This window comes from Dechloromonas denitrificans, assembly GCF_001551835.1.
Classification (GTDB): domain Bacteria; phylum Pseudomonadota; class Gammaproteobacteria; order Burkholderiales; family Rhodocyclaceae; genus Azonexus; species Azonexus denitrificans.
In genome coordinates, this window is sequence record NZ_LODL01000019.1 from 532112 (window position 1) to 552800 (window position 20689).

General features: G+C 63.4%; 20 protein-coding genes. 8 read left to right on the plus strand and 12 right to left on the minus strand.

Annotated elements, in window-relative coordinates:
- Position 1 precedes the first annotated feature (1 nt).
- Genes AT959_RS10395 through lipA form a run of 4 tightly spaced genes read left to right on the plus strand, consistent with a single transcriptional unit; the run spans position 2 to position 2729 of the window.
- Positions 2 to 889, plus strand: a complete 888-nt coding sequence (locus tag AT959_RS10395) for an aminotransferase class IV (RefSeq protein ID WP_066882902.1) — start codon at positions 2 to 4, stop codon at positions 887 to 889.
- Between the two features lies 1 nt (position 890).
- Positions 891 to 1160 carry an HP0495 family protein gene (locus AT959_RS10400; protein WP_066882903.1) on the plus strand — a complete coding sequence of 90 codons (270 nt, stop codon included), beginning with the start codon at positions 891 to 893 and terminating at the stop codon, positions 1158 to 1160.
- 14 nt (positions 1161 to 1174) lie between these two features.
- A complete protein-coding gene (gene lipB / locus AT959_RS10405; protein ID WP_066882904.1) occupies positions 1175 to 1792 on the plus strand; it encodes a lipoyl(octanoyl) transferase LipB in 618 nt (205 codons plus the stop codon).
- Positions 1785 to 2729, plus strand: a complete 945-nt coding sequence (gene lipA, locus AT959_RS10410) for a lipoyl synthase (RefSeq protein ID WP_066882905.1) — start codon at positions 1785 to 1787, stop codon at positions 2727 to 2729. The genes lipB and lipA overlap by 8 nt, the downstream gene beginning before the upstream one ends.
- A gap of 22 nt (positions 2730 to 2751) precedes the next feature.
- Here the strand turns inward: lipA and AT959_RS10415 are convergent, their stop codons facing one another.
- The 6 genes from AT959_RS10415 to AT959_RS10440 form a co-directional block, all read right to left on the minus strand.
- On the minus strand, positions 2752 to 3279 hold the full coding sequence (locus AT959_RS10415; RefSeq protein ID WP_066882906.1) for a YMGG-like glycine zipper-containing protein: 528 nt from the start codon (positions 3277 to 3279) through the stop codon (positions 2752 to 2754).
- 2 nt (positions 3280 to 3281) lie between these two features.
- Positions 3282 to 3614: a hypothetical protein gene (locus AT959_RS10420; protein ID WP_066882907.1), complete on the minus strand. Its 333-nt coding sequence runs from the start codon at positions 3612 to 3614 to the stop codon at positions 3282 to 3284.
- 139 nt (positions 3615 to 3753) lie between these two features.
- Positions 3754 to 5049, minus strand: coding sequence for an acetyl-CoA hydrolase/transferase family protein (locus AT959_RS10425; protein ID WP_066882908.1), 1296 nt, complete (start codon positions 5047 to 5049; stop codon positions 3754 to 3756).
- 104 nt (positions 5050 to 5153) lie between these two features.
- Positions 5154 to 6296, minus strand: a complete 1143-nt coding sequence (locus tag AT959_RS10430) for a THUMP domain-containing class I SAM-dependent RNA methyltransferase (protein WP_066882909.1) — start codon at positions 6294 to 6296, stop codon at positions 5154 to 5156.
- Position 6297: 1 nt separating this feature from the next.
- Positions 6298 to 6714: a CopD family protein gene (locus AT959_RS10435; protein WP_066882910.1), complete on the minus strand. Its 417-nt coding sequence runs from the start codon at positions 6712 to 6714 to the stop codon at positions 6298 to 6300.
- Positions 6702 to 7592 carry an NAD-dependent epimerase/dehydratase family protein gene (locus AT959_RS10440; RefSeq protein ID WP_066882911.1) on the minus strand — a complete coding sequence of 297 codons (891 nt, stop codon included), beginning with the start codon at positions 7590 to 7592 and terminating at the stop codon, positions 6702 to 6704. Before AT959_RS10440 ends, AT959_RS10435 begins: the two co-directional genes overlap by 13 nt.
- A 33-nt stretch (positions 7593 to 7625) precedes the next feature.
- Between AT959_RS10440 and AT959_RS10445 the strand changes: the two genes are divergently transcribed.
- Positions 7626 to 8642, plus strand: coding sequence for a CDP-6-deoxy-delta-3,4-glucoseen reductase (locus tag AT959_RS10445; RefSeq protein WP_066882912.1), 1017 nt, complete (start codon positions 7626 to 7628; stop codon positions 8640 to 8642).
- A 70-nt stretch (positions 8643 to 8712) separates the two neighbouring features.
- On the opposite strand, the gene AT959_RS10450 is transcribed toward AT959_RS10445, so the two are convergent.
- From AT959_RS10450 to AT959_RS10475, 6 genes are all read right to left on the minus strand, one after another.
- The gene (locus tag AT959_RS10450) at positions 8713 to 9345 is read right to left on the minus strand and encodes a hypothetical protein (protein ID WP_157651271.1); all 633 of its coding nucleotides are present in this window, start codon (positions 9343 to 9345) and stop codon (positions 8713 to 8715) included.
- 90 nt (positions 9346 to 9435) lie between these two features.
- Positions 9436 to 10140, minus strand: a complete 705-nt coding sequence (locus tag AT959_RS10455) for an ABC transporter ATP-binding protein (protein WP_066882914.1) — start codon at positions 10138 to 10140, stop codon at positions 9436 to 9438.
- Positions 10133 to 10894: an ABC transporter ATP-binding protein gene (locus AT959_RS10460; protein WP_066882915.1), complete on the minus strand. Its 762-nt coding sequence runs from the start codon at positions 10892 to 10894 to the stop codon at positions 10133 to 10135. The genes AT959_RS10455 and AT959_RS10460 overlap by 8 nt, the downstream gene beginning before the upstream one ends.
- Positions 10894 to 11952, minus strand: coding sequence for an ABC transporter permease subunit (locus AT959_RS10465; RefSeq protein ID WP_066882916.1), 1059 nt, complete (start codon positions 11950 to 11952; stop codon positions 10894 to 10896). The genes AT959_RS10460 and AT959_RS10465 overlap by 1 nt, the downstream gene beginning before the upstream one ends.
- Positions 11949 to 12872, minus strand: coding sequence for a branched-chain amino acid ABC transporter permease (locus AT959_RS10470; RefSeq protein ID WP_066882917.1), 924 nt, complete (start codon positions 12870 to 12872; stop codon positions 11949 to 11951). Before AT959_RS10470 ends, AT959_RS10465 begins: the two co-directional genes overlap by 4 nt.
- A gap of 72 nt (positions 12873 to 12944) precedes the next feature.
- A complete protein-coding gene (locus AT959_RS10475) occupies positions 12945 to 14240 on the minus strand; it encodes a branched-chain amino acid ABC transporter substrate-binding protein (RefSeq protein ID WP_066882918.1) in 1296 nt (431 codons plus the stop codon).
- A gap of 126 nt (positions 14241 to 14366) precedes the next feature.
- On the opposite strand from AT959_RS10475, the gene AT959_RS10480 reads away from it, so the two are divergent.
- The 3 genes from AT959_RS10480 (at position 14367) to AT959_RS10490 (ending at position 20666) form a co-directional block, all read left to right on the plus strand.
- Complete coding sequence (locus AT959_RS10480; protein WP_066883062.1) at positions 14367 to 15665, plus strand: GNAT family N-acetyltransferase; 1299 nt, start codon at positions 14367 to 14369, stop codon at positions 15663 to 15665.
- Positions 15662 to 17062, plus strand: a complete 1401-nt coding sequence (locus AT959_RS10485; RefSeq protein ID WP_205629882.1) for an FAD-binding oxidoreductase — start codon at positions 15662 to 15664, stop codon at positions 17060 to 17062. The genes AT959_RS10480 and AT959_RS10485 overlap by 4 nt, the downstream gene beginning before the upstream one ends.
- A gap of 151 nt (positions 17063 to 17213) precedes the next feature.
- Positions 17214 to 20666 carry an indolepyruvate ferredoxin oxidoreductase family protein gene (locus AT959_RS10490; protein WP_066883063.1) on the plus strand — a complete coding sequence of 1151 codons (3453 nt, stop codon included), beginning with the start codon at positions 17214 to 17216 and terminating at the stop codon, positions 20664 to 20666.
- Positions 20667 to 20689 lie beyond the last annotated feature (23 nt).

Genomic DNA, 20689 nt, shown 5'->3' on the forward strand with positions numbered 1-20689 from the left:
CATGACGCCCTACGTCGCCGATCCCGTCTATCTGAATGGCCGCTTTCTGCCGCTGGCGGCAGCGGGCATTTCGCCGCTCGACCGCGGTTTTCTGTACGGCGACGGCGTCTATGAGCTGATTCCGGTCTACTCCCGCCGCCCCTTCCGCCTCGACGAACACCTGACGCGGCTACAGGCGACGCTGGCCGGCATCAAGCTGACCAACCCGCTCGATCTCGCTGGCTGGAAGGCGGTCGTCGAGCAGTTGATCGTCACGGCACCGTGGGACGACCAATCGATCTATCTGCAGGTCACGCGCGGCGCCGACAACAAGCGCGACCATCCCTTCCCACCGCCGACGGTGCCGCCGACCGTCTTCGCCTTTGCTTCGCCGCTAGTCACCACGCCAGCCGAAGTCCGCGCCACCGGCGTCGCGGCCATCACCGTCACCGACCAGCGCTGGGCCCGTTGCGACCTCAAGGTGATTTCCTTGCTGGCCAACATCCTGGCCCGCCAGCAGGCGGTCGAGGCGAATTGTGCCGAAGCGCTGCTGATCCGCGACGGCTACCTGAAGGAAGGCGCAGCCTCGAACATCTTCGTCGTCAAGGGCGGCGTTTTGCTCGCCCCGCCGAAGACGCAACTGATGCTGCCCGGCATCACCTACGACGTGGTCATCGAACTGGCCAAGTCCGGCGGTCAACCGCTGGAAATCCGTGAAATCAGCGAAAATGAACTTCGCGGCGCCGACGAGGTCTGGATGACCTCATCGACCAAGGAAATTCTCGCCATCACGACCCTCGATGGCCAGCCGGTCGGAAACGGACCCAATGCGGGCCGGCCAGGTCCGCTCGGCGAACAGATGTGGCAGTGGTATCAGGATTTCAAGAACACGGTAATGCGCAAAGGCTGACATGGCTTCATACAAGGACACCCTCCTCGAATTTCCCTGCGACTTTCCCCTGAAGATCATGGGCAAGGCGCATGACGAGCTCGCCCAGGTGGTGCTGACCATCGTCACCCGGCACGCCCCCGATTTTGACGGCGCCTCGATGGAAATGCGGGCCAGCTCCGGCGGCAACTACCTGAGCCTGACCTGCACCGTGGTCGCCACCTCGAAGCCGCAGCTCGACGCGCTGTACACCGACCTGACCGCGCACCCGCTGGTCAAGGTCGTCCTCTAAGCCCGCCCCTGCTCGTGCCCCCGATCGTCAAACGGCTCGGCCGCGTCGACTACGCGCCGACCTTCCAGGCCATGCAGGATTTCACGGCCGGCCGCACGGCCGAGACGCCGGATGAAGTCTGGATCGTCGAACACCCACCGGTGTACACGCTGGGTCAGGCCGGCAAGCCGGAACATATCCTGCAGGATATCGGCATCCCGCTGGTCCAGATCGACCGCGGCGGCCAGGTCACCTATCACGGCCCCGGCCAAGTGGTGATTTATCTGCTGCTCGACCTGCACCGCCGGAAAATCAAGGTCCGCGAACTGGTCACGGCTATCGAACAGGCCGTCATCGACCTGCTCGCCACCCACGGCGTCACCGCCGAGCGGCGCGACGGGGCGCCCGGCGTCTATGTCGATGAGGCCAAGGTCGCCGCCCTCGGCCTGCGCATCCGCCATGGCTGCAGCTACCACGGCGTCTCGCTGAACGTGGACATGGACCTTTCGCCCTTCGCCGCGATCAATCCCTGCGGCTATGCCGGCCTGAAAGTCATCCAGACCAAAGACCTCAACATTCCGCTCACCGCTCACGAGGCCGGTGAACAACTCTCTCAACACTTGCTACAGCAACTGGACATACAACATGGCTGAAAAAGGCGTCAAACAAAAAGGCGAACTGAAAACCGCGCGCATCCCCATCAAGATCGTGCCGGTCGACCAGCCGCTACGCAAGCCGGAATGGATCCGCGTCAAGGCCGGCAACAGCGCCGGCCGCTTTGGCGAAATCAAGTCGATGCTGCGCGAAAAGAAACTGCACACGGTCTGCGAAGAAGCGGCCTGCCCGAACATCGGCGAATGCTTCGGGCGCGGCACGGCGACCTTCATGATCCTCGGCGACATCTGCACCCGGCGCTGCCCGTTCTGCGACGTCGGCCACGGCCAGCCGCTGCCGCCCAACCCGAACGAGCCGCGCGAACTGGCCGACTCGGTATCGTCGCTGAAGCTGAATTATGTCGTCATCACCAGTGTCGACCGCGACGACCTGCGCGACGGCGGCGCCCAGCACTTCGTCGATGTCGTGCGCGCCGTGCGCGAAGCCTCGCCGAGCACCACCATCGAAACCCTGGTCCCGGACTTCCGCGGCCGGCTCGACGTCGCGCTCGACGTGCTCGCCCAGGGCCTGCCCGACGTCCTCAACCACAACATGGAAACCGTGCCCCGTCTCTACAAGCAGGCGCGGCCGGGCGCCGACTACCAGCACTCGCTGGACCTGATGAAGCAGTTCAAGGCGCGTTATCCGGACGTCAAGACCAAGTCCGGCCTGATGGTCGGCCTCGGCGAGACCGATGAGGAAATCCTCGGCGTCATGCGCGACCTGCGCGCCCACGATGTCGAAATGCTGACCATCGGCCAGTACCTCGCCCCGTCCGGTCACCACCTGCCGGTCAGCCGCTACGTGCATCCCGACACCTTCAAGATGTACGAGGAAGAAGCCAAGAAAATGGGCTTCAGCGGCGCGGCCTGTGCGCCGATGGTCCGATCCAGCTACTGGGCCGACCAGCAGGCGCATAGCGCCGGCGTGGCCTGAACCCAATACGCCCCCTCGCTCCCTAACGGGGCGGCGGGGGCGGCGGAGAACCCGGCGGTGGCGGCGGAATACCGACATCCGCCGCCTTCACCGGCTTCGAATAAGAGACATTGCCCGGCACCGGCACGCGATGTCCTTTCGAATACATGCACTGAATATAGGCATTGTCGTACTGGCGCTGCGTCCCGTAAGCCGAGCTACGCGCCGTATCGGTCCCGACCGCACTGCCCATCAGCAAACCAGCCCCGGCCCCGACAGCTGCGCCCTGGGCATTGCCACCGATTGCAGCACCGGCAGCGGCACCGACTGCCGTCCCGACCGCTGCGCTGGTCACCGCCGACTGCCGTGCCGCCTGGTCGGCAGTCTTGCCACCATTCAGAACGAACGCATACTCGCGGCAATAGGCATCATCAGCCCGGAAACTCTCAAGGCTCTGCCCGGTTCCCGGCAAGACCATCACGCTCGGCACGGTCGGCAAAACGGTACAGGCCCCAAGCAGCAATGCGCCTGCGATCAGGCCAACCGGACGTAGAAATTTATTGTCACGCATGATTACCTCTCCGGTTGGGGCAGCACTTTCTGCCAGCCGTCGGGACATTCCTTGACGTAGGGGTAGTAGCCCTTGGCACTGCGGCAGTAATGCCAGTACTGCTGCGTGGCCGGCTCGGCCGGCGCTTCCCGCTGTTCGATATAGACCGGGGGGATCGGGGCTGGTACAACCACGACCTGCGGCTGGTAATACCAGGGGGGCGGATAGCCCCATGGTCCCCAGTACGGTCCGATACCGTAATACACCCCGACCCGGCCACCATGAGCCGAGGCGCTGCCCGCCACCGCGCTCAGTGCAAGGATTAAAAGGACCGCCAGTCGCCTGGTCGCTTTCATGAGAACACCTGCTCTTCCATTGACTGATCTAAAAGATAGTCAATTTTAGGGCGAGCCGGAAAAACAAATTGCTACAAGTTGTAAGCAGGCGGCCGCCCGTCGCTCCGGGCGGCCGCCTGCAGTGGGCAACGATGCGCCCTTAGAGCAGCTTCATCTTTTTTGCCGCCTCACGCAGTTCACCGCGGAAGTCCGGGTGGGCGATGCCGATCAGCGCTTCGCAGCGTTGCTTGGCGGTCTTGCCGCGCAATTGGGCGACGCCGAACTCGGTGACGACATAGTTGATGTCGTTCTTGCTGGTCGAGACATGGGTCCCGGCCGACAGCGTCGGCACGATACGGGAAATGGTGTCGTTCTTGGCAGTAGACGGCAGCACGATGAAGGCTTTGCCGCCGTTCGAACGATTCGCCGCACGGACGAAGTCGGCCTGGCCGCCGGTGCCCGAGTAGGGGGCAAAACCGAGGCTTTCCGAACCGCACTGGCCCATGAAGTCGATCTGCATGGTGGCGTTGATCGCATGCAGGTTGTCGTTCTGGCCGGCGAGGAAGGGGTCGTTGGTGAAGTCCACCGGGTGCATTTCGAGCGCCGGGTTGCGGTGCATGAACTGGTAGAGCTTCTTCGAGCCGAGGGCGAAGGTGGCCAGCATCTTGCCGTGGTGGTAGTTCTTCTTGCGGTTGGTGACGACGCCGGCTTCGACCAGGGTCATGATGCCGTCGCCGACCATTTCGGTATGGATGCCGAGATCGCGCTTGTCGGTCAGCTGCATCACCACAGCGTCGGGAATACCGCCGTAGCCAATCTGCAGCGTCGCGCCATCGGGAATCATGTCGGCGACGTACTTGCCGATCGCTTCCTGGACCGGGCCGATTTTCGGCAGGCCGACTTCGAGGATCGGATCATCGCTCTCGCACAGCGCGGCGACCTGGGAAATGTGGATATGGCAATCGCCATTGGCGAAAGGCACGTTCGGGTTCACTTCGAGGACGACGACACGGGCCTTTTCAATAGCCGCCATCGTGTAGTCGGCGGCCAGCGCCAGCGAGAAGAAACCGTGCTCGTCCATTGGCGAAGCCATGCTGAAGACGACATCGGCCGGTGTCTGGTTGCGGTTGATCAGTTGCGGCAGTTCAGAGAAATAGGCCGGAATGTAGTCGATCCAGCCCTCCTGGCCGCCGGCGCGCGAGGCGCCGCTGAAGAAGTAGGCGGTATGGCGAACGTGCTCGGTGGTTTCCGGATCGAAATAACCGTATTTGCGCACCGGCAGGATCTGCGACACGGTGACGTCGCGGAAATCGCGGCGCGCTTCGGACAGCGCCGTCAGCAGCGCCGGCGGCTCGCCGACCGCGGTCGGCACGACGATGGTGTCGCCGTTCTTGACGACACGGATCGCATCGGCGGCGGCCATGCGCTTCTGTTGATACAAACCCTTTGCTGACATTTCTTCTCCTCGTTTCGTTTTATTAGAAAATATCGATGCTCGCACGGCGGTCAGACCAATCTCCTGACCAAGATCAAAATTCGATGCTTATTGCATTGTAGCAATCAAGGCTTGCGGTTGCTGCCAGCCACCATGCGGATTTCAAACAGGCGGCATTCGAGCGGCCCGTTGAACAGCGGTGTCTTGCGGCTCGGCTTCAGACCGACCAATTTCGGTAAACGCAGGTCGGCGGTGAAGAAAAAGCAGTTCCAGCCGGCCCAGTGTTTTTTCAGCGCCGAACCCAGTTCGGGGTAGAACGCGGCCAGTTCCTCCTGTTCGCCGATCCGTTCCCCATAAGGTGGGTTCGCCACCATGATGCCATGCTCGGTTAGTGGCTGGGTTTCCAGCACATCGGCGCGGTCGACCGTCACCACGCCGCCAAAACCGGCTTCCTGCAGATTGCGCCGGGTGGCGCGTACTGCCTGATCGTCGATGTCGTAGCCGCGGATTTCCAGCGGCTCGGCCGGCTTGACGCGCGCCTCGGCGGCGCTGCGGATATTCGCCCAGTTCAGTGCTTCGAACTTGGCCAGCCGCTCGAACGAGAAGCCGCGATCGAGGCCGGGCGCCCGGTCGAGCGCGACCTGCACGGCTTCGAGCAGGAAGGTGCCGCTGCCGCACATCGGGTCGACCAGCGGAGTACCCGGCTGCCAGCCGGTCATTTTCAGGATGCCGGCCGCCAGGTTTTCCTTCAGCGGCGCATCGACGCTGGCCTTACGGAAACCCCGCTGCCACAGGGGTTGACCGGAGGTATCGAGGTACAGCGTGCATTCGTTCTCGGTCAGGAAAACATGAACGCTGACATCCGGATTGCGCGTTTCGATGTTCGGCCGCTCGCCGAGGTCTTCGCGGAAGCGGTCGCAAACGGCATCCTTGACGCGCAGCGTGACGAAGTCGAGCGACTTGAGCGGACACTTGATCGCCGTCGTGACGACGCGCATGGTGCGCGACACGGCAAAGTGGTTCGGCCACAACTGGCGGACGGCCAGCCGGTAGATGTCCTCTTCCTTGGCGTAGGGCCCCTTGACGATATGCCAGAGGATGCGTGTCGCCAGGCGGGATTCGAGGTTGGCGCGGTAACAGACCGACCAGTCGCCGGAAAAGAACACCCCGCCGGCCGTCGACCGCAGCTCTTCGCCGCCGACGGCACGCAGTTCCTCGAGCAGCAGTTCTTCCAGCCCGCGCGGGCAAATCGCAAAATATTTATTCATCTCAGAAAGGCTTCAGGACAACGAGGAAAAGCACAACGAGCAGCACGACAACCGGCAGTTCGTTATAGAAACGGAACCAGACATGGCTCTTGCGATTGCGGCCCTGCTGAAAATCTCTCAGGACCAGGCCGCAATGCCAGTGATAGACGGCGAGGACGGCGACCAACGTGGTCTTGGCATGCAGCCAGCCACCGCTGAAACCGTAGGCAAACCACAGCCAGAAACCGAGCGCGATCGCCAGAATACCGAGCGGCGTCATGAATTTGAAGAGCTTGCCCGCCATCAACAGCAGGCGGTCCCGCTCGGCGACGCTATCGGCCGGCACCATCGCCAGATTGACGAAAATACGCGGCAGGTAGAACAGACCAGCGAACCACGAAATGACCATCCAGATATGCAAGGTCTTCACGACGAGCATGCGTTTCTCCTGTTGCGAGCCTCGGCTATCCCGGCCTCGATGGTCGGGTATGCGAGACGTAGTTTGAGTTCTTTTTTCAGACGCCGATTGCCGATTCGCCGCGATTCGCGCATGAAAGACATCTGCAGCGGCGACAACTGGCCGGCGGCTTCCTGTCGGCTCAGGCGGGGCGGCCGCGGCAAGGCGAAGGCATCGGCCACCCGGTCGAAATAATCCGCCATTTTCAGATCGGAATCATCGACCACATTGTAGGCGCGGTTGGCCCCGCCGTGGCGCAAGGCAGCGACACAAGCGGCAGCCAGATCATCGGCATGAATGTGATTGGTGAACACATCATCCGCCGCCTGCAGCGCCGGCAAGCCTTTTTGCAAACGCTCGACGGGCAGGCGGTCGGCCGCATAAATGCCCGGCGCGCGCAGGATCGAAACCGCCACCCCGTTGCGCCCACCCCATTCGCGCAGGCAATGCTCGGCATCGACACGGCGGGCGGCACGGGCGCTCTCGGCGTTCAGGCGGCGCGTTTCGTCAATCTGCGCCCCGCCACAATCGCCATAGACCCCGGTCGTACTAACGTAAATCAGGCGGCGTGGTAGACTTTTGCCCTTGCCCAAAGCCGCCAGCAAATGCCGGGTGCGCCGGTCGAGCCGCCCTTCGCTGGGCGGTGGCGCCAGATGCAGGACCAGATCGGCCAGGCCAGCCAGCCGCGTCAGGCTGCCCGGATCGTCGAGATCAGCGAGCAGCGGCCGAGCCCCGGCAGCACGCCAGGCGGCGGCCCGGCCGGCATCGCGCAGCAAGGCGTAGACGCAGTAGCGATGGGCAAGGCGGGAGAGAATGCGGCGGGCCACGTCCCCGCTGCCAACGATCAGGATTTTTTGCACGCCGGCATTGTAGCCGAGCAGTAAGGGGAACAGATGAGCCACCAGATTACGGTCCAGCCGAGCGGCCGCCAGTTTGCCGCGGAGTCCGACGAAACCATCCTCGATGCCGCCCTGCGGCACGGCCTGACCATGCCGTATGGCTGCAAGGACGGAGCCTGCGGCGCCTGCAAGGGAAAAGTCCTGAGCGGCAGCATCGACCACGGCAAAGCGCAGCCGCATGCCTTGAAGGATGATGAAAAGGCAGCCGGCATGGCGTTGTTCTGCTGCGCCCGGGCCGAATCGGACCTGACGCTGGAATGCCGGCAACTGGCCTCGGCCAGCGACATCCCGGTCAAGACCCTGCCCTCGCGCATCGAAAAGCTGGAAAAGCTGGCGCCCGATGTGATCGAGATGCACCTACGACTGCCGGCCAGCGAACGCCTGCAATTCCTCGCCGGGCAATACATCGACATCCTGCTCAAGGATGGCAAGAAGCGCAGCTTCTCGCTGGCCAATGCACCGCACGACGATGCCGTCCTCCAGTTGCATATCCGCTACGTGCCGGGCGGCCTGTTCACCGAACAGGTTTTCAACAGCATCAAGGTGCGCGACATCCTGCGCTTCAACGGCCCGCACGGCAGCTTCTACCTGCGCGAGGAATCGACCAAGCCGATGATCATGCTGGCCGGCGGCACCGGCTTCGCGCCGCTCAAGGCGATCGTCGAACACGCCATCGCCGAGGAATGCACGCGGCCGATCCATATCTATTGGGGCGCCAAGGCCAGGGTCGATCTGTACCAGAACGCCTTGCCGGAACAGTGGGCCGCCGCCCACCCGAACATCCGTTACATCCCGGTTCTCTCCGAGCCGGCCGTCGACGATGCCTGGCCAGGGCGGACCGGCCTGGTGCACCAGGCGGTGATGGCCGACTTCCCCGACCTCTCCGGCCACCAGGTCTATGCCTGCGGCGCACCGGTGATGATCGACGCCGCCAAACGGGACTTCACCGCCCGTTGCGGCTTGCCGGAAGAAGAGTTCTTCGCCGACGCCTTCACGTTCTCAACGAACTAGGCCGGCCCGGCAGAAACCAAAAAAGGCCGCCTTCCCGTTCGGGGAAGGCGGCCTTTTTTTTCTAAGCAGCTCAACGCTGCCAGGCACAGCCCTTCAGCAACTGACCATTGACGCTAACCGTGGCGTTCCAGCCGAAAGCCGAATCGGCCTTGATGTCGCGGCACAGGCCTCGCTCGAAAGTCAGTTGCAGCGCATTGCCGCCCTCGGCCGACTCCAGGCGATGCTGCTTGCCTTCGCTCTTGAAGGCCACGGTCGGCAGCCGGATATCCGGCTGCCCCTGGCGCTTCAGGACCACCACTTCCTTGCCCACCGCCAGCACCCAGCCCGGCTCGTGGCCAGCCGCCCGCCAGCTTTCGTCTTCACCACCGGGTAACTGGCAGCGCCCGTCGGTATGGGCGAAATTCAGTTCCGAGGCTTTCAACACGTTGTTGTCGAGAACGCCGAGCAGTTCGGCATAAACCTTCTTGCCGGCATTCAGGCCGACACCGGCCAGGGCCTGGGTCAAGGCGCCATTGGCCGAAACATCTTCGAACATCGCGTAACTGGGGTCACGGCAGGGTGAAAAAATCACCTTGTCGCCATGCTTCATCATCTGGCCATAAGCCAGTTTCGGCGTGCCAGCGGCCGGTTTGGGCTCTGCCGCTTGCACAGCGCAGGCGGCAGAGGCGGCCAGAAGAGCAACGAGGAAGGACGGCATTTTCATGGTTGGGCATACCCGGATGGCAGGAAAGGCGGCCATTGTGCGCCGCCGCCGGCGCAATGGGTTTGATCCAGTTGAAAAAAGCGGCCGCCTTCACTCACCCAGATAGGCGGCGCGCACTTTCGGATCATTCAACAACTGGGCCGACTCGCCATGCAGCGTTACTTCGCCGCTTTCCATGACATAGGCCCGCTGACTGACTTCCAGCGCCAGCTTGGCATTCTGTTCGATAAGCAACGTCGTCATGCCTTCGGCCGCCACCGCCCGCACCACCTCGAAGATTTTCTGGACCATGATCGGCGCCAGTCCCATCGACGGCTCATCGAGCAGCAACAGCTTCGGGCGGCTCATCAGGGCGCGGCCAATGGCCAGCATCTGCTGTTCGCCACCGGACAGCGTGCCGGCGAGTTGTGTCTCGCGCTCCTTGAGGCGCGGGAAATAGGCGTACATCTTCTCGATGTCGGCGGCGATTTCCGCCTTGTCATCGCGGACGAAGGCACCCATCGCCAGGTTCTCGGCCACCGTCAGCCGGGGAAAGACGCCCCGCCCTTCCGGAACCAGCGCGATGCCCTTGCGGATGATGTCATGCGGCGGCAAGCGGCTGATCTTCTCGCCGCAGAAATGGACATCGCCGCCGACGGCATCGATGACCCGGGCGATCGCCTTCAGGGTGCTGGTCTTGCCGGCGCCGTTGGCCCCGATCAGGGCGACCAGTTCGCCTTCCTTGACATGAAAGGTAATGCTGCGCACGGCCTGAATGCCGCCGTAAGCCACGTGGAGTCCGGTAACTTCAAGCACCTAGGTAAGCCTCAATCACTCGTTGATCTTTCTGCACCACCGCCGGCACATCCTCGATGACCAGTGCTCCGTAATCGAGCACCGCAACACGGTCGCACAGACCCATGACCAGCTTGACGTCGTGCTCGATGAGCAGGATGGTCGTCCCGTCGCGGCGGATGCCGTCGATCAGGTCGCGCAACTCTTCGGTTTCGGTGGCATTCATGCCGGCCGCCGGTTCGTCGAGGCAGAGCAGCTTCGGTTCGGTGGCCAGGGCGCGGGCGATCTCCAGCCGGCGCTGGTCGCCGTAGGACAGGTTCTTGGCCAGGTCGTCGGCCCGATCCTCGATCCGTACGTAATGCAGCAGGTCGATCGCCTTCTGGCGGATCGCCGCCTCTTCGGCCCGGGTCGCCGCATTCTGCAGCATGGCGCCGAAGACCCCGGCCTTGGTCCGCACGTGGCGGCCAACCATGACGTTTTCCAGCGCCGTCATGTTGCCGAACAGCCGGATATTCTGGAAAGTCCGGGCAATGCCGCGCTCGGCCGCCTGATGCGGGGCATCGGCGAGCAAGGGAGCACCATCAAAAGTGAAGCCGCCGCCATCCGGAATGTAGAGCCCGGTCATGCAATTGAAAAAAGTCGTCTTGCCGGCCCCGTTCGGACCGATCAGACCATAGATTTCGCCGCGCCGGATGCCCAGCGAGACATCGCGCAGCGCCTTGACGCCGCCAAAATGCTTGGCGACCGCCCGGGCTTCGAGCAGCATGTCAGCCATCAGGCATCTCCCTGCAATTCACGTTTGCGTTCCGGCGACGGCCACAGGCCGGCCGGCTTGAAGCGCATGACCAGTACCAGCGCCAGACCGAAAATCAGCATGCGCAGGCTTTCCGGATCGATCAGCATCTTGCCGAAGACGGCCATCTGCAACGGGCCAACGCCGTAGCGCAGGACTTCCGGCAGGATGCTGAGCAGCACGGCGCCGAGGATGACGCCGGGGATATGGCCCATGCCGCCAAGTACCACCATGGCGAGAATCATGATCGACTCGATCAACGAGAAACTCTCCGGCGAAACGAAGCCCTGCATCGCCGAGAAAACGCCCCCGGCCACCCCGCCGAAACTGGCCCCCATCGCGAAGGCGAGCAGCTTCAGGTTACGGGTGTTGATGCCGACCGCCTTGGCGGCGATCTCGTCTTCGCGGATAGCTTGCCAGGCGCGGCCGATCCGCGAGTTCTGCAGGCGCAGGTTGATGATGATGACCAGGATGGCCAGCGCGACGAGCAGGAAGTAGTACTTCTGCGGTCCACTCAGCGAATAGCCCAAAATCTGCGTCGTGCCGGAAAACTTGAAGCCGCCGATCGCCACCGGGTCGATCAGCGTGATGCCCTGCGGCCCGTTGGTGATATTGACCGGCGCATTCAGGTTATTCATGAAGATGCGGACAATTTCGCCGAAGCCGAGGGTGACGATGGCCAGGTAGTCGCCGCGCAGCTTCAGGGTCGGCGAGCCGAGCACGACACCGAAGAAGCAGGCAATCACCGCGCCGATCGGCAAGATCGTCCAGAACGGCCAGTGCAGCCCGAAATGGGGGCTGGCCAGCAGCGCGTAGGTGTAGGCACCGACTGCGTAGAAGGCGATGTAGCCAAGGTCGAGCAGGCCGGCGAAACCGACGACGATGTTCAGGCCGAGCGCCAGGAAGACATAGAGGATGGCGAAATTGAGGATGCGCACCCAGGCCTGGCCGCCCATCGCGGCGACGAAAGGCAGCGCGATCAGGGCCGCGGCAATCAGCGCGATGCCGAAGGCGGAACGGGGATTCAGCAACTTGCTCATGCGCGGTCCCCCGTCTTTTCGCCAAACAGGCCCGAGGGCTTGAACATCAGCACGACGATCAGCACGACGAAGGCAAAGATGTCCTGGTAATGGCTACCGAGGAAGCCGCCGGTCAGGTCGCCGATATAACCGGCCCCGAGCGCCTCGATCAGACCGAGCAGGATGCCGCCGAGCATGGCGCCGGCAAGGTTGCCGATGCCGCCGAGGACTGCTGCGGTGAAGGCTTTCAGGCCGAGCATGAAGCCCATCTGGTAATGGGCGATTTCGTAATAGGTGCCGACCATAACGCCGGCCACCGCACCGAGCGCCGAGCCGATGACGAAGGCGGCGGCGATGACGCGGTTGATATTGACCCCCATCAGGCTGGCCACCGCCGGGTTCTGCGAGGTGGCGCGCATCGCCATGCCGAGCTTGGTGCGATAGACGAGGAAGAGCAGGCCGCCCATGGTCGCCGCCGAAACCAGCACGATGACGACCTGGACCAGTGTGAAATTGGCGCCGGCGAACTCGAAATCCATCTTCGGCAGCAGCGGCGGAAAGGTCAGGTAGTTGCGCCCCCAGATGATCATCGCCAGATTCTGCAGCACGATCGACATGCCGATCGCCGTGATCAGCGGCGTCAGTCGGGGTGCGTTGCGCAGCGGCCGGTAGGCGATGCGCTCCAGCCCCCAGCCCAGCGCCATGCAGCAGAGGATGGCGGCGATCAGCCCGGCCAGGCCAGCCAGTGCGACCGGCATGCCGACTTTGATGAGCAGGCCGGCGACGGTGATGGTAACCAGTGTCCCGATCATCACCACTTCACCATGCGCGAAATTGATCAGGCCCATGATGCCGTACACCATCGTGTAGCCCAGCGCGACCAGGGCATAGATGCTGCCCTGGACCAGGCCGTTGATGATTTGCTGGAGGAAAATATCCATTTTGTGTAAGTCGACCGCAGCATATGGAAACGGCACCTTGCGGTGCCGTTTCTGTTAGCCGTATGAAAGTGGTTACTTCTTCTCGACTGCTGCCTTGGTGGCCTCAGCCGCGCCCTTTACCGCCTCGGCGCCGGCCGCGGCCGCTTCCTTGACTTCCGCGACGGCTTCCTTGACCGCGGCCACTGCGCCACCGCCCAGGGTCTCGACGTATTCCAGCTTGCCGCCCTTGTACTGATAGACCGAAATCGCGCCACCCTTCAGGTCGCCGAATTCGTCGAACTGGATCATTGCCGTCACGCCGTCGTAATTGGTCTGGCCGATGGCCGGCAGATACTTGGCTGGATCGACGGAGTCGGCGCGCTTCATCGAATCGGCCATCACCATCACTGCGTCATAGACATACGGAGCGTAGAGCTGGATTTCGGCGTTGAACTTCTTGTTGAACTTGTCCTTGAATTCCGGCCCCTTGGCCAGCTTTTCGAGCGGCATGCCCGGCAGCGAACAATAGTTACCTTCCGTCGCCTCGCCGCCCAGCTTCATGAACTCCGGCGTACAGACGCCGTCGCCGCCGAGGAACTTGGCCTTGATGCCGAGTTCCTTCATCTGCTTGGCCATCGGGCCGCCCTGGGCATCCATGCCGCCGAAGAAGACCAGTTCGGCCTTGGTGGACTTGATCTTGGTCAGGATGGCCTTGAAGTCGGTGGCCTTGTCGTTGGTGTATTCGTTGGCGACGACCTTGAGGCCGGCCGCTTCGGCCGCCTTCTTGAACTCGTCGGCCAGGCCCTGGCCGTAGGCGGTGCGGTCATCGACGATGGCCACCGTCTTGACGCCCTGCTTGACGGCGAATTCGCCCAGCGCCTTACCCTGCTGGACGTCGTTGGCCATGACGCGGAAGGCAGTCTTGAAGCCTTGCTGCGTATATTTCGGGTTGGTCGCCGAACCGGAGATCTGCGGGATACCGGCGTCGGAATACAGCTTGGAGGCCGGGATGGTCGTGCCGGAATTGAGGTGACCGATAACGCCATTGACCTTGGCATCGACCAGCTTCTGGGCCACGATGGAACCCTGTTTCGGATCAGCCTGGTCGTCTTCGGCCATCAGTTCGAACTTGACCTTGGCACCGCCAATTTCCATGCCTTGGGCATTGAGCTCATCGATCGCCAGGCGGGCGCCGTTTTCATTGTCCTTACCCAGGTGGGCCTGCGGACCGGTCATCGGCGCGACATGGCCGAGTTTGACGACCACTTCCGGCTTGCTGATCGGGGCGGCCGGCGCGGCAACCGGCTTCGGTTCTTCCTTCTGACCGCAAGCGGCGAGAGTAAAAGCAGCGGCAACGGAGAGGGCAACTACGGAAAGCTTGGCTTGCATCGGTGTTTCTCCTGATCTCTGGGGGGGGTTAAAAAGTATGGGCTGATTGTCCGGAGGTGCCGAATAGCTGTCAATAACAAGGTGCTATGATGAATGCAGATATCCGTCTTCGTGGAGTTGCCCATCATGCGCCTTGTCAGCCGCTTGCGGAATTTTCTGCACCAGCTCGCGCGCCGCATGTTTGCCCTGCTTCCCAAGACCCGGCGGCATAAGGTCTATCGCTCCTTCGTCGATTGCAACTCAGACCCCAGCCAGCGCCTTGTCCTGAAAATTGCCGAAACGAAGGAAGAACTCGAAGCCTGCTTCAAACTGCTGCACGATGCCTATGTCGACAGCGGCTTCATGACCCCCGATCCGTCCGGCATGCGCGTCACCATTTACCACGCGCTGCCGACGACAACGACACTGTGCGCCAAATACGACGGCAAGGTGGTCGGCACGATCTCGCTGATCCGCGAGAGCGCCATCGGCTTCCCGCTGCAGCGCATTTTCGATCTCAGCGATGTCCGGGCCAAGGAAGGCAACATCGCCGAAGTCTCCGCGCTGGCGGTGCACCCGCGTTTCCGGCGGACCGGCGGGACCATCCTGTTTCCGCTGATGAAGTTCATGTACGAGTACTGCACGGCCTTCTTCGACACCCGGCACCTGGTCATCGCGGTCAACCCGCGACACATCGAGATGTACGAGTCGCTGCTCTTTTTCCGCCGCTTGTCGACCAATGTCGTCGAGAACTATGACTTCGTGAATGGTGCGCCAGCCGTCGGTGCCACGCTCGACCTCAAGCAGGCGCCGGAAATCCTCCGCAAGCATTACGCCAACAAGCCGGCCCGGCGCAATCTTTACCACTACTTCATTGAAGCGAAGCTGCCCAACATCCAGATTCCGCACCGCCGCTTCTTCACCACCAACGACCCGGTGCTGACCCCCAGCCTGATCGACTACTTCTTCAACGAGCGGACCGATGTCTTCGCGACGCTGAGCGAGCGCAAGAAAGCCCTGCTCCACCTGATCTACGACCTGCCGGAATACCAAAAGATCCTGCCGCCGCTGCCAAGCAGCGGCGAAAGCCGCCAGGTCCGCCAGCATCGCCGCTTCTCGGTCAAATGCCCGGCCAGCCTGAACGCCACGGCAGCCAACGAAGGCACGATCCCGGTCGAGGTCAATGAAGTTTCCCGCTATGGTTTCCGCGCCCGCTGCAGCCGGCCGATTCCCGGCGAAATCTGGCTGACCGCCGTCGTCCAGTTGGGCCGCAACGACATCTCCCGCCTCAGCGTGCAGGTGGTCCAGGAGACCGAACACGAGCAAACGCACTATTACGGCTTCCGTATCGGCGAACCGGATCTGGTCTGGCGAAAATTCGTCACGGCGCTTTATCACGGGCATACTCACTCCGATCTCGACCAAGCCACCCGTTTTCTCCAGTGACCCAGAACTCCCTGCCCGAAGCACTCCGCCTGGCCCTCAGCCAGCAATTCCAGAACCGTTTTTCCTGTGGCGACTCGACCCGCCTGCAACACGGCCGTGACGAATCGGTGCATGACCCGATGCTGCCTTGGGGCGTCGTCTTCGCCGAAAGCACCGAAGAAATCGCGTCGACCGTAGCCCTCTGCGCCGAATACGGCGTACCGATCATTCCCTACGGCGTCGGCAGTTCCGTCGAAGGCCATGTACTGGCCCCGCGCGGCGGCATCTCGCTCGATCTCTCCGGCATGAACCGGATCATCGCCATTCATCATGAGGACGGCGACGCCACCGTGCAGGCCGGCGTCACCCGCAAGCAATTGAACGACGCGCTGAAAGGCAGCGGCCTGTTCTTCCCGATCGACCCCGGCGCCGATGCGACGCTCGGCGGCATGGCAGCGACCCGCGCCTCGGGCACCAACGCCGTCCGCTACGGCACGATGCGCGACAACGTGCTGGCGACGACGACGGTACTGGCCGACGGCCGCATCATGAAAACCGGCGGCCGCGCCCGCAAGTCCTCGGCCGGCTACGACCTGACCCGGCTGCTGGTCGGCTCGGAAGGCACGCTCGGCATCATGGCCGAACTGACCGTCAAGCTCTACCCGATTCCGGAAGCCATCTCGGCCGCCGTGTGCACCTTCCCGGACGTCGACGCGGCAGTACAGACGGTGATCCAGACCATCCAGCTCGGCGTCCCGGTGGCGCGCATCGAACTGCTCGACACGCTGTCGCTGTCGGCCATCAACAAATTCAGCAAGACGACGCTGGCCGAAGCCCCCACCCTGTTCTTCGAATTCCACGGCAGCCCGGCCTCGGTCAAGGAGCAGGCGGAAACGGTGCAGGCCATTGCCGGCGACCTCGGCGGCGCCAATTTCGAATGGGCGATCCGGCCGGAAGACCGGACGCGCTTGTGGCAAGCCCGCCACGACGCCTATTTCGCCTGCCTGCAACTGAAGCCGGGCTGCCGCTGCTTCCCGACCGATGTCTGCGTGCCGATTTCGCGGCTGGCCGAATGCATCGCGGCAACCAACGAGGACATCGCGCAGGTGAATATTCCGATCGCGCTGTTCGGCCACGTCGGCGACGGCAACTTCCACCTCGTCGTGCTGGTCGATCCGGCCAACGAGCAGGACATGCAGGAAGCAGCCTGGATCAGCAGCCGCGTCGTCGAACGCGCCATCGCCATGGAAGGCACTTGTACCGGCGAACACGGCATCGGCCTCGGCAAGCGCAAATACCTGCCGCTCGAACACGGCGAGGTCGCGGTCGACGTGATGCGGGCGATCAAACTGGCGCTCGATCCGCAGCAGTTGCTCAACCCCGGCAAGATCCTGCCGCCGGCCGGCGAGAAAAACTGAGCAAAACAACCGTTTGACCGGCTATTGCCGGAACCCCCGCCCCAGGCCAGAATCCAATCTCCAAAGCGCGCGTCGCCACCACCCCCGGCGGCGCGATGATTCGCACGCGCTCACAAGGCGCAAAAAACCGGAGACAACAAAAATGAGCAACATGGCTCAAACGGCCCTACGCGCCGCGTCGTCCGCAACACTGGACGACAAATACACCCGCCAGTCCGGCCGCGTTTTCCTGACCGGCACCCAGGCGCTGATCCGCCTGCCCATGCTGCAGCGCGAGCGCGACCTCGCCGCCGGCCTGAATACCGCCGGCTTCATTTCGGGCTATCGAGGCAGCCCGCTCGGCAATCTCGATCTCGGCCTGTGGAAGGCGAAGCAGCATCTCGCCGAGCACCACATCACCTTCCAACCGGGCATCAACGAAGACATGGCGGCGACCGCCGTCTGGGGCAGCCAGCAGGTCGGCCTGTTTCCCGGTGCCAAGTACGACGGCGTGTTCGGCATGTGGTACGGCAAGGGACCGGGGGTCGACCGCTGCGGCGACGTCTTCCGCCATGCCAACGCCACCGGCACGGCGCAATTCGGCGGCGTCCTGGTCATCGCCGGCGACGACCACGCCGCCAAGTCGTCGACCCTGCCGCACCAGACCGAGCACATCTTCAAGGCGGTGCTGATGCCGGTACTCTACCCGGCCAATGTTCAGGAATACCTCGACTACGGCCTGCACGGCTGGGCGATGAGCCGCTATTCCGGCTGCTGGGTCGCCTTCAAGGCGCTGGCCGACACCGTCGAGACCTCGGCCTCGGTCAGCGTCGATAGTGCTGCGGTCAACATCGTTTTACCGACCGATTTCGCCATGCCGGCCGACGGCCTCAACATCCGCTGGCCCGACCCGCCCCTGGTCCAGGAAGTCCGCCTGCTCAACCACCGGCTCTACGCGGCACTGGCCTATTGCCGGGCCAACAAGCTGAACCGGGTGATCATCGACTCGCCGAATCCGCGCCTCGGCATCCTGACCGCCGGCAAGAGCTATCTCGACGTCCGCCAGGCACTCGACGAACTCGGCATCGACGATGCGCTGGCCGCCGAGATCGGCATCCGGCTCTACAAGGTCGGCATGGTCTGGCCACTCGAGCCGGAAGGCGTCCGCCATTTCGCCGAAGGGCTGGAGGAAATTCTCGTCGTCGAGGAAAAACGGCAGCTGCTCGAATACCAGTTGAAGGAAGAGTTGTACAACTGGAAGGACGACGTGCGCCCGCGCGTCATCGGCAAGTTCGACGAAATCGGCGAATGGTCGGAAGGCAACTGGCTGCTGCCGGCCACCGGCGAACTGCCGGTCGCCACCATCGCCCGCGTCATTGCCGAACGGATCGACCGCTTCTTCACCTCGCCGACCATCGCCGCCCGCCTGAAAATCATCGAAGCCAAGCAGCAGGCGGCCAAAACGCCGGTCGTGCTGGCCGAGCGCAAACCGTATTTCTGTTCCGGCTGTCCGCACAACAGTTCGACCAGGGTGCCGGAAGGCTCGCGCGCCGTCGCCGGCATCGGCTGTCATTACATGGTGACCTGGATGGACCGCAGCACCTCGACCTTCACCCACATGGGCGGCGAAGGCGTGCCCTGGGTCGGCCAGGCACCGTTCACCGAGGAAAAGCACATTTTCGCCAACCTCGGCGACGGCACCTATTTCCATTCCGGCCTGCTCGCCATCCGCCAGGCGGTCGCCGCCAAAGTGCCGATCACCTACAAGATTCTCTATAACGATGCCGTGGCGATGACCGGCGGCCAGCCGGTGGACGGCAACCTCAGCGTCGCCCGGCTGACCCGACAGCTCGAGGCCGAAGGCGTCAATAAGACGGTGATCGTCACCAACGAGCCGGAGAAGTATGCCGAGGTCACCGACCTCGCCCCCAACGTGCCGATCCGCCATCGCGACGAGCTCGACAACGTGCAGCGCGAACTGCGCGAGGAGCCCGGCGTCACCGTGCTGATCTACGACCAGGTCTGCGCCACCGAAGCGCGCCGGCGCAAGAAACGGGGCCGCATGCCGGTGGTCGACCAGCGGGTCGTCATCAACGAAGCCGTCTGCGAAGGCTGCGGCGACTGCTCAGTGCAGTCCAACTGCCTGTCCGTCATCCCGGTCGACACGCCGTTCGGCACCAAGCGCCAGATCGACCAGTCCTCATGTAACCAGGACATCTCCTGCGTCAAAGGCTTCTGCCCGAGCTTCGTCAGCATCGAAGGCGGCAAGCCGAAAAAAGGCCAAGCGCTAACTGTCGCGGTCGACCATGAAAACTGGCCGCTTTTGCCCGAGCCTGCGCTGCCCGCCACCGCCCAACCCTACAACCTGCTCGTCACCGGCGTCGGCGGCACCGGCGTCATCACGCTCGGCGCCCTGATCGGGATGGCCGCCCACCTCGACGGCAAGGGCATTTCGACGCTCGACATGACCGGGCTGGCGCAAAAATACGGCGCCGTCTTCACCCACCTGCGCATCGCCGACCGGCCGGAAGACATCCACGCCGCCCGCATCGCCACTGGCGAGGCGCACGCCATTCTCGGCGGCGACCTGGTCGTCAGCGCCGGCACCGAAGCCCTGTCGAAGATGCTCGAAGGCCGGACGCGGGCCGTCGTCAGTTGCACCGAAACGCCGACCGCCGACTTCACCCGCAACCGCGACTGGCATTTCCCGCTGGCCGGCCTGAAACAGCAACTGGTCGACACCATCGGCCAGGCGCAGGCGCACTTCATCGATGCCCAGCACCTCGCCACCAAGCTGATGGGCGACGCACTCTACGCCAACATGCTGCTCCTCGGCCACGCCTGGCAAATGGGCCTGGTCCCGGTCTCGGCGGCGGCCATCGACCAATCCATCGTCCTCAACGGTGCCGCGGTCGAGGCCAACCGCCAGGCCTTCCTGTGGGGGCGCAGGGCGGCGGTCGACCCGCAAAAAGTGGCAAAAATCGCCGGCCCGATCGAGGGTCAGCCTTTTGTCGAAGCCGGGCTGGACGAACTGATCGCCACTCGCCTCGCCCACCTGACCGCCTACCAGGATGCGGCGCTGGCGGACCGTTACCAAGGCCGGATCACGGCCATCCGCGGCCTCGGCAACGACGCCCTGAGCCAGGTCGTCGCCACCCAGTACGCCCGCCTGCTCGCGCCGAAGGACGAATACGAGGTCGCACGCCTGTACGCCGAAACCGACTTCCTGCAGCAACTCGGCGAACGTTTTGACGGTGACTTGCGGCTCAGTTTCCACCTCGCCCCGCCGCTCTTTGCCCGACCCGGCCCGGATGGCCGGCCGCGCAAGATCCGCTTCGGTGCCTGGTTGTTGCCTGTTTTCAAGGGGCTGGCCGGAGTACGGCGCTGGCGCGGCAGTTGGCTCGACCCCTTCCGTTTTGGCCCGGACCGCCAGCTCGACCGCCAGCTGCTCACTGATTACGAAGCCGACCTCGATCTGCTCGAAGAGCAGCGCCGCAACGATGCCGCAGCCGTTCAGTTGGCCGGCTGGCCCAGCGAAGTCCGCGGCTTCGGCCCGGTGCGCGAACAGGCCTGGGCAAAAGCGACAAAAGTACGGGAAACGGCCAGAAACGCGCTTATGACATAAAATCGCGGCATGACCGCAACGCC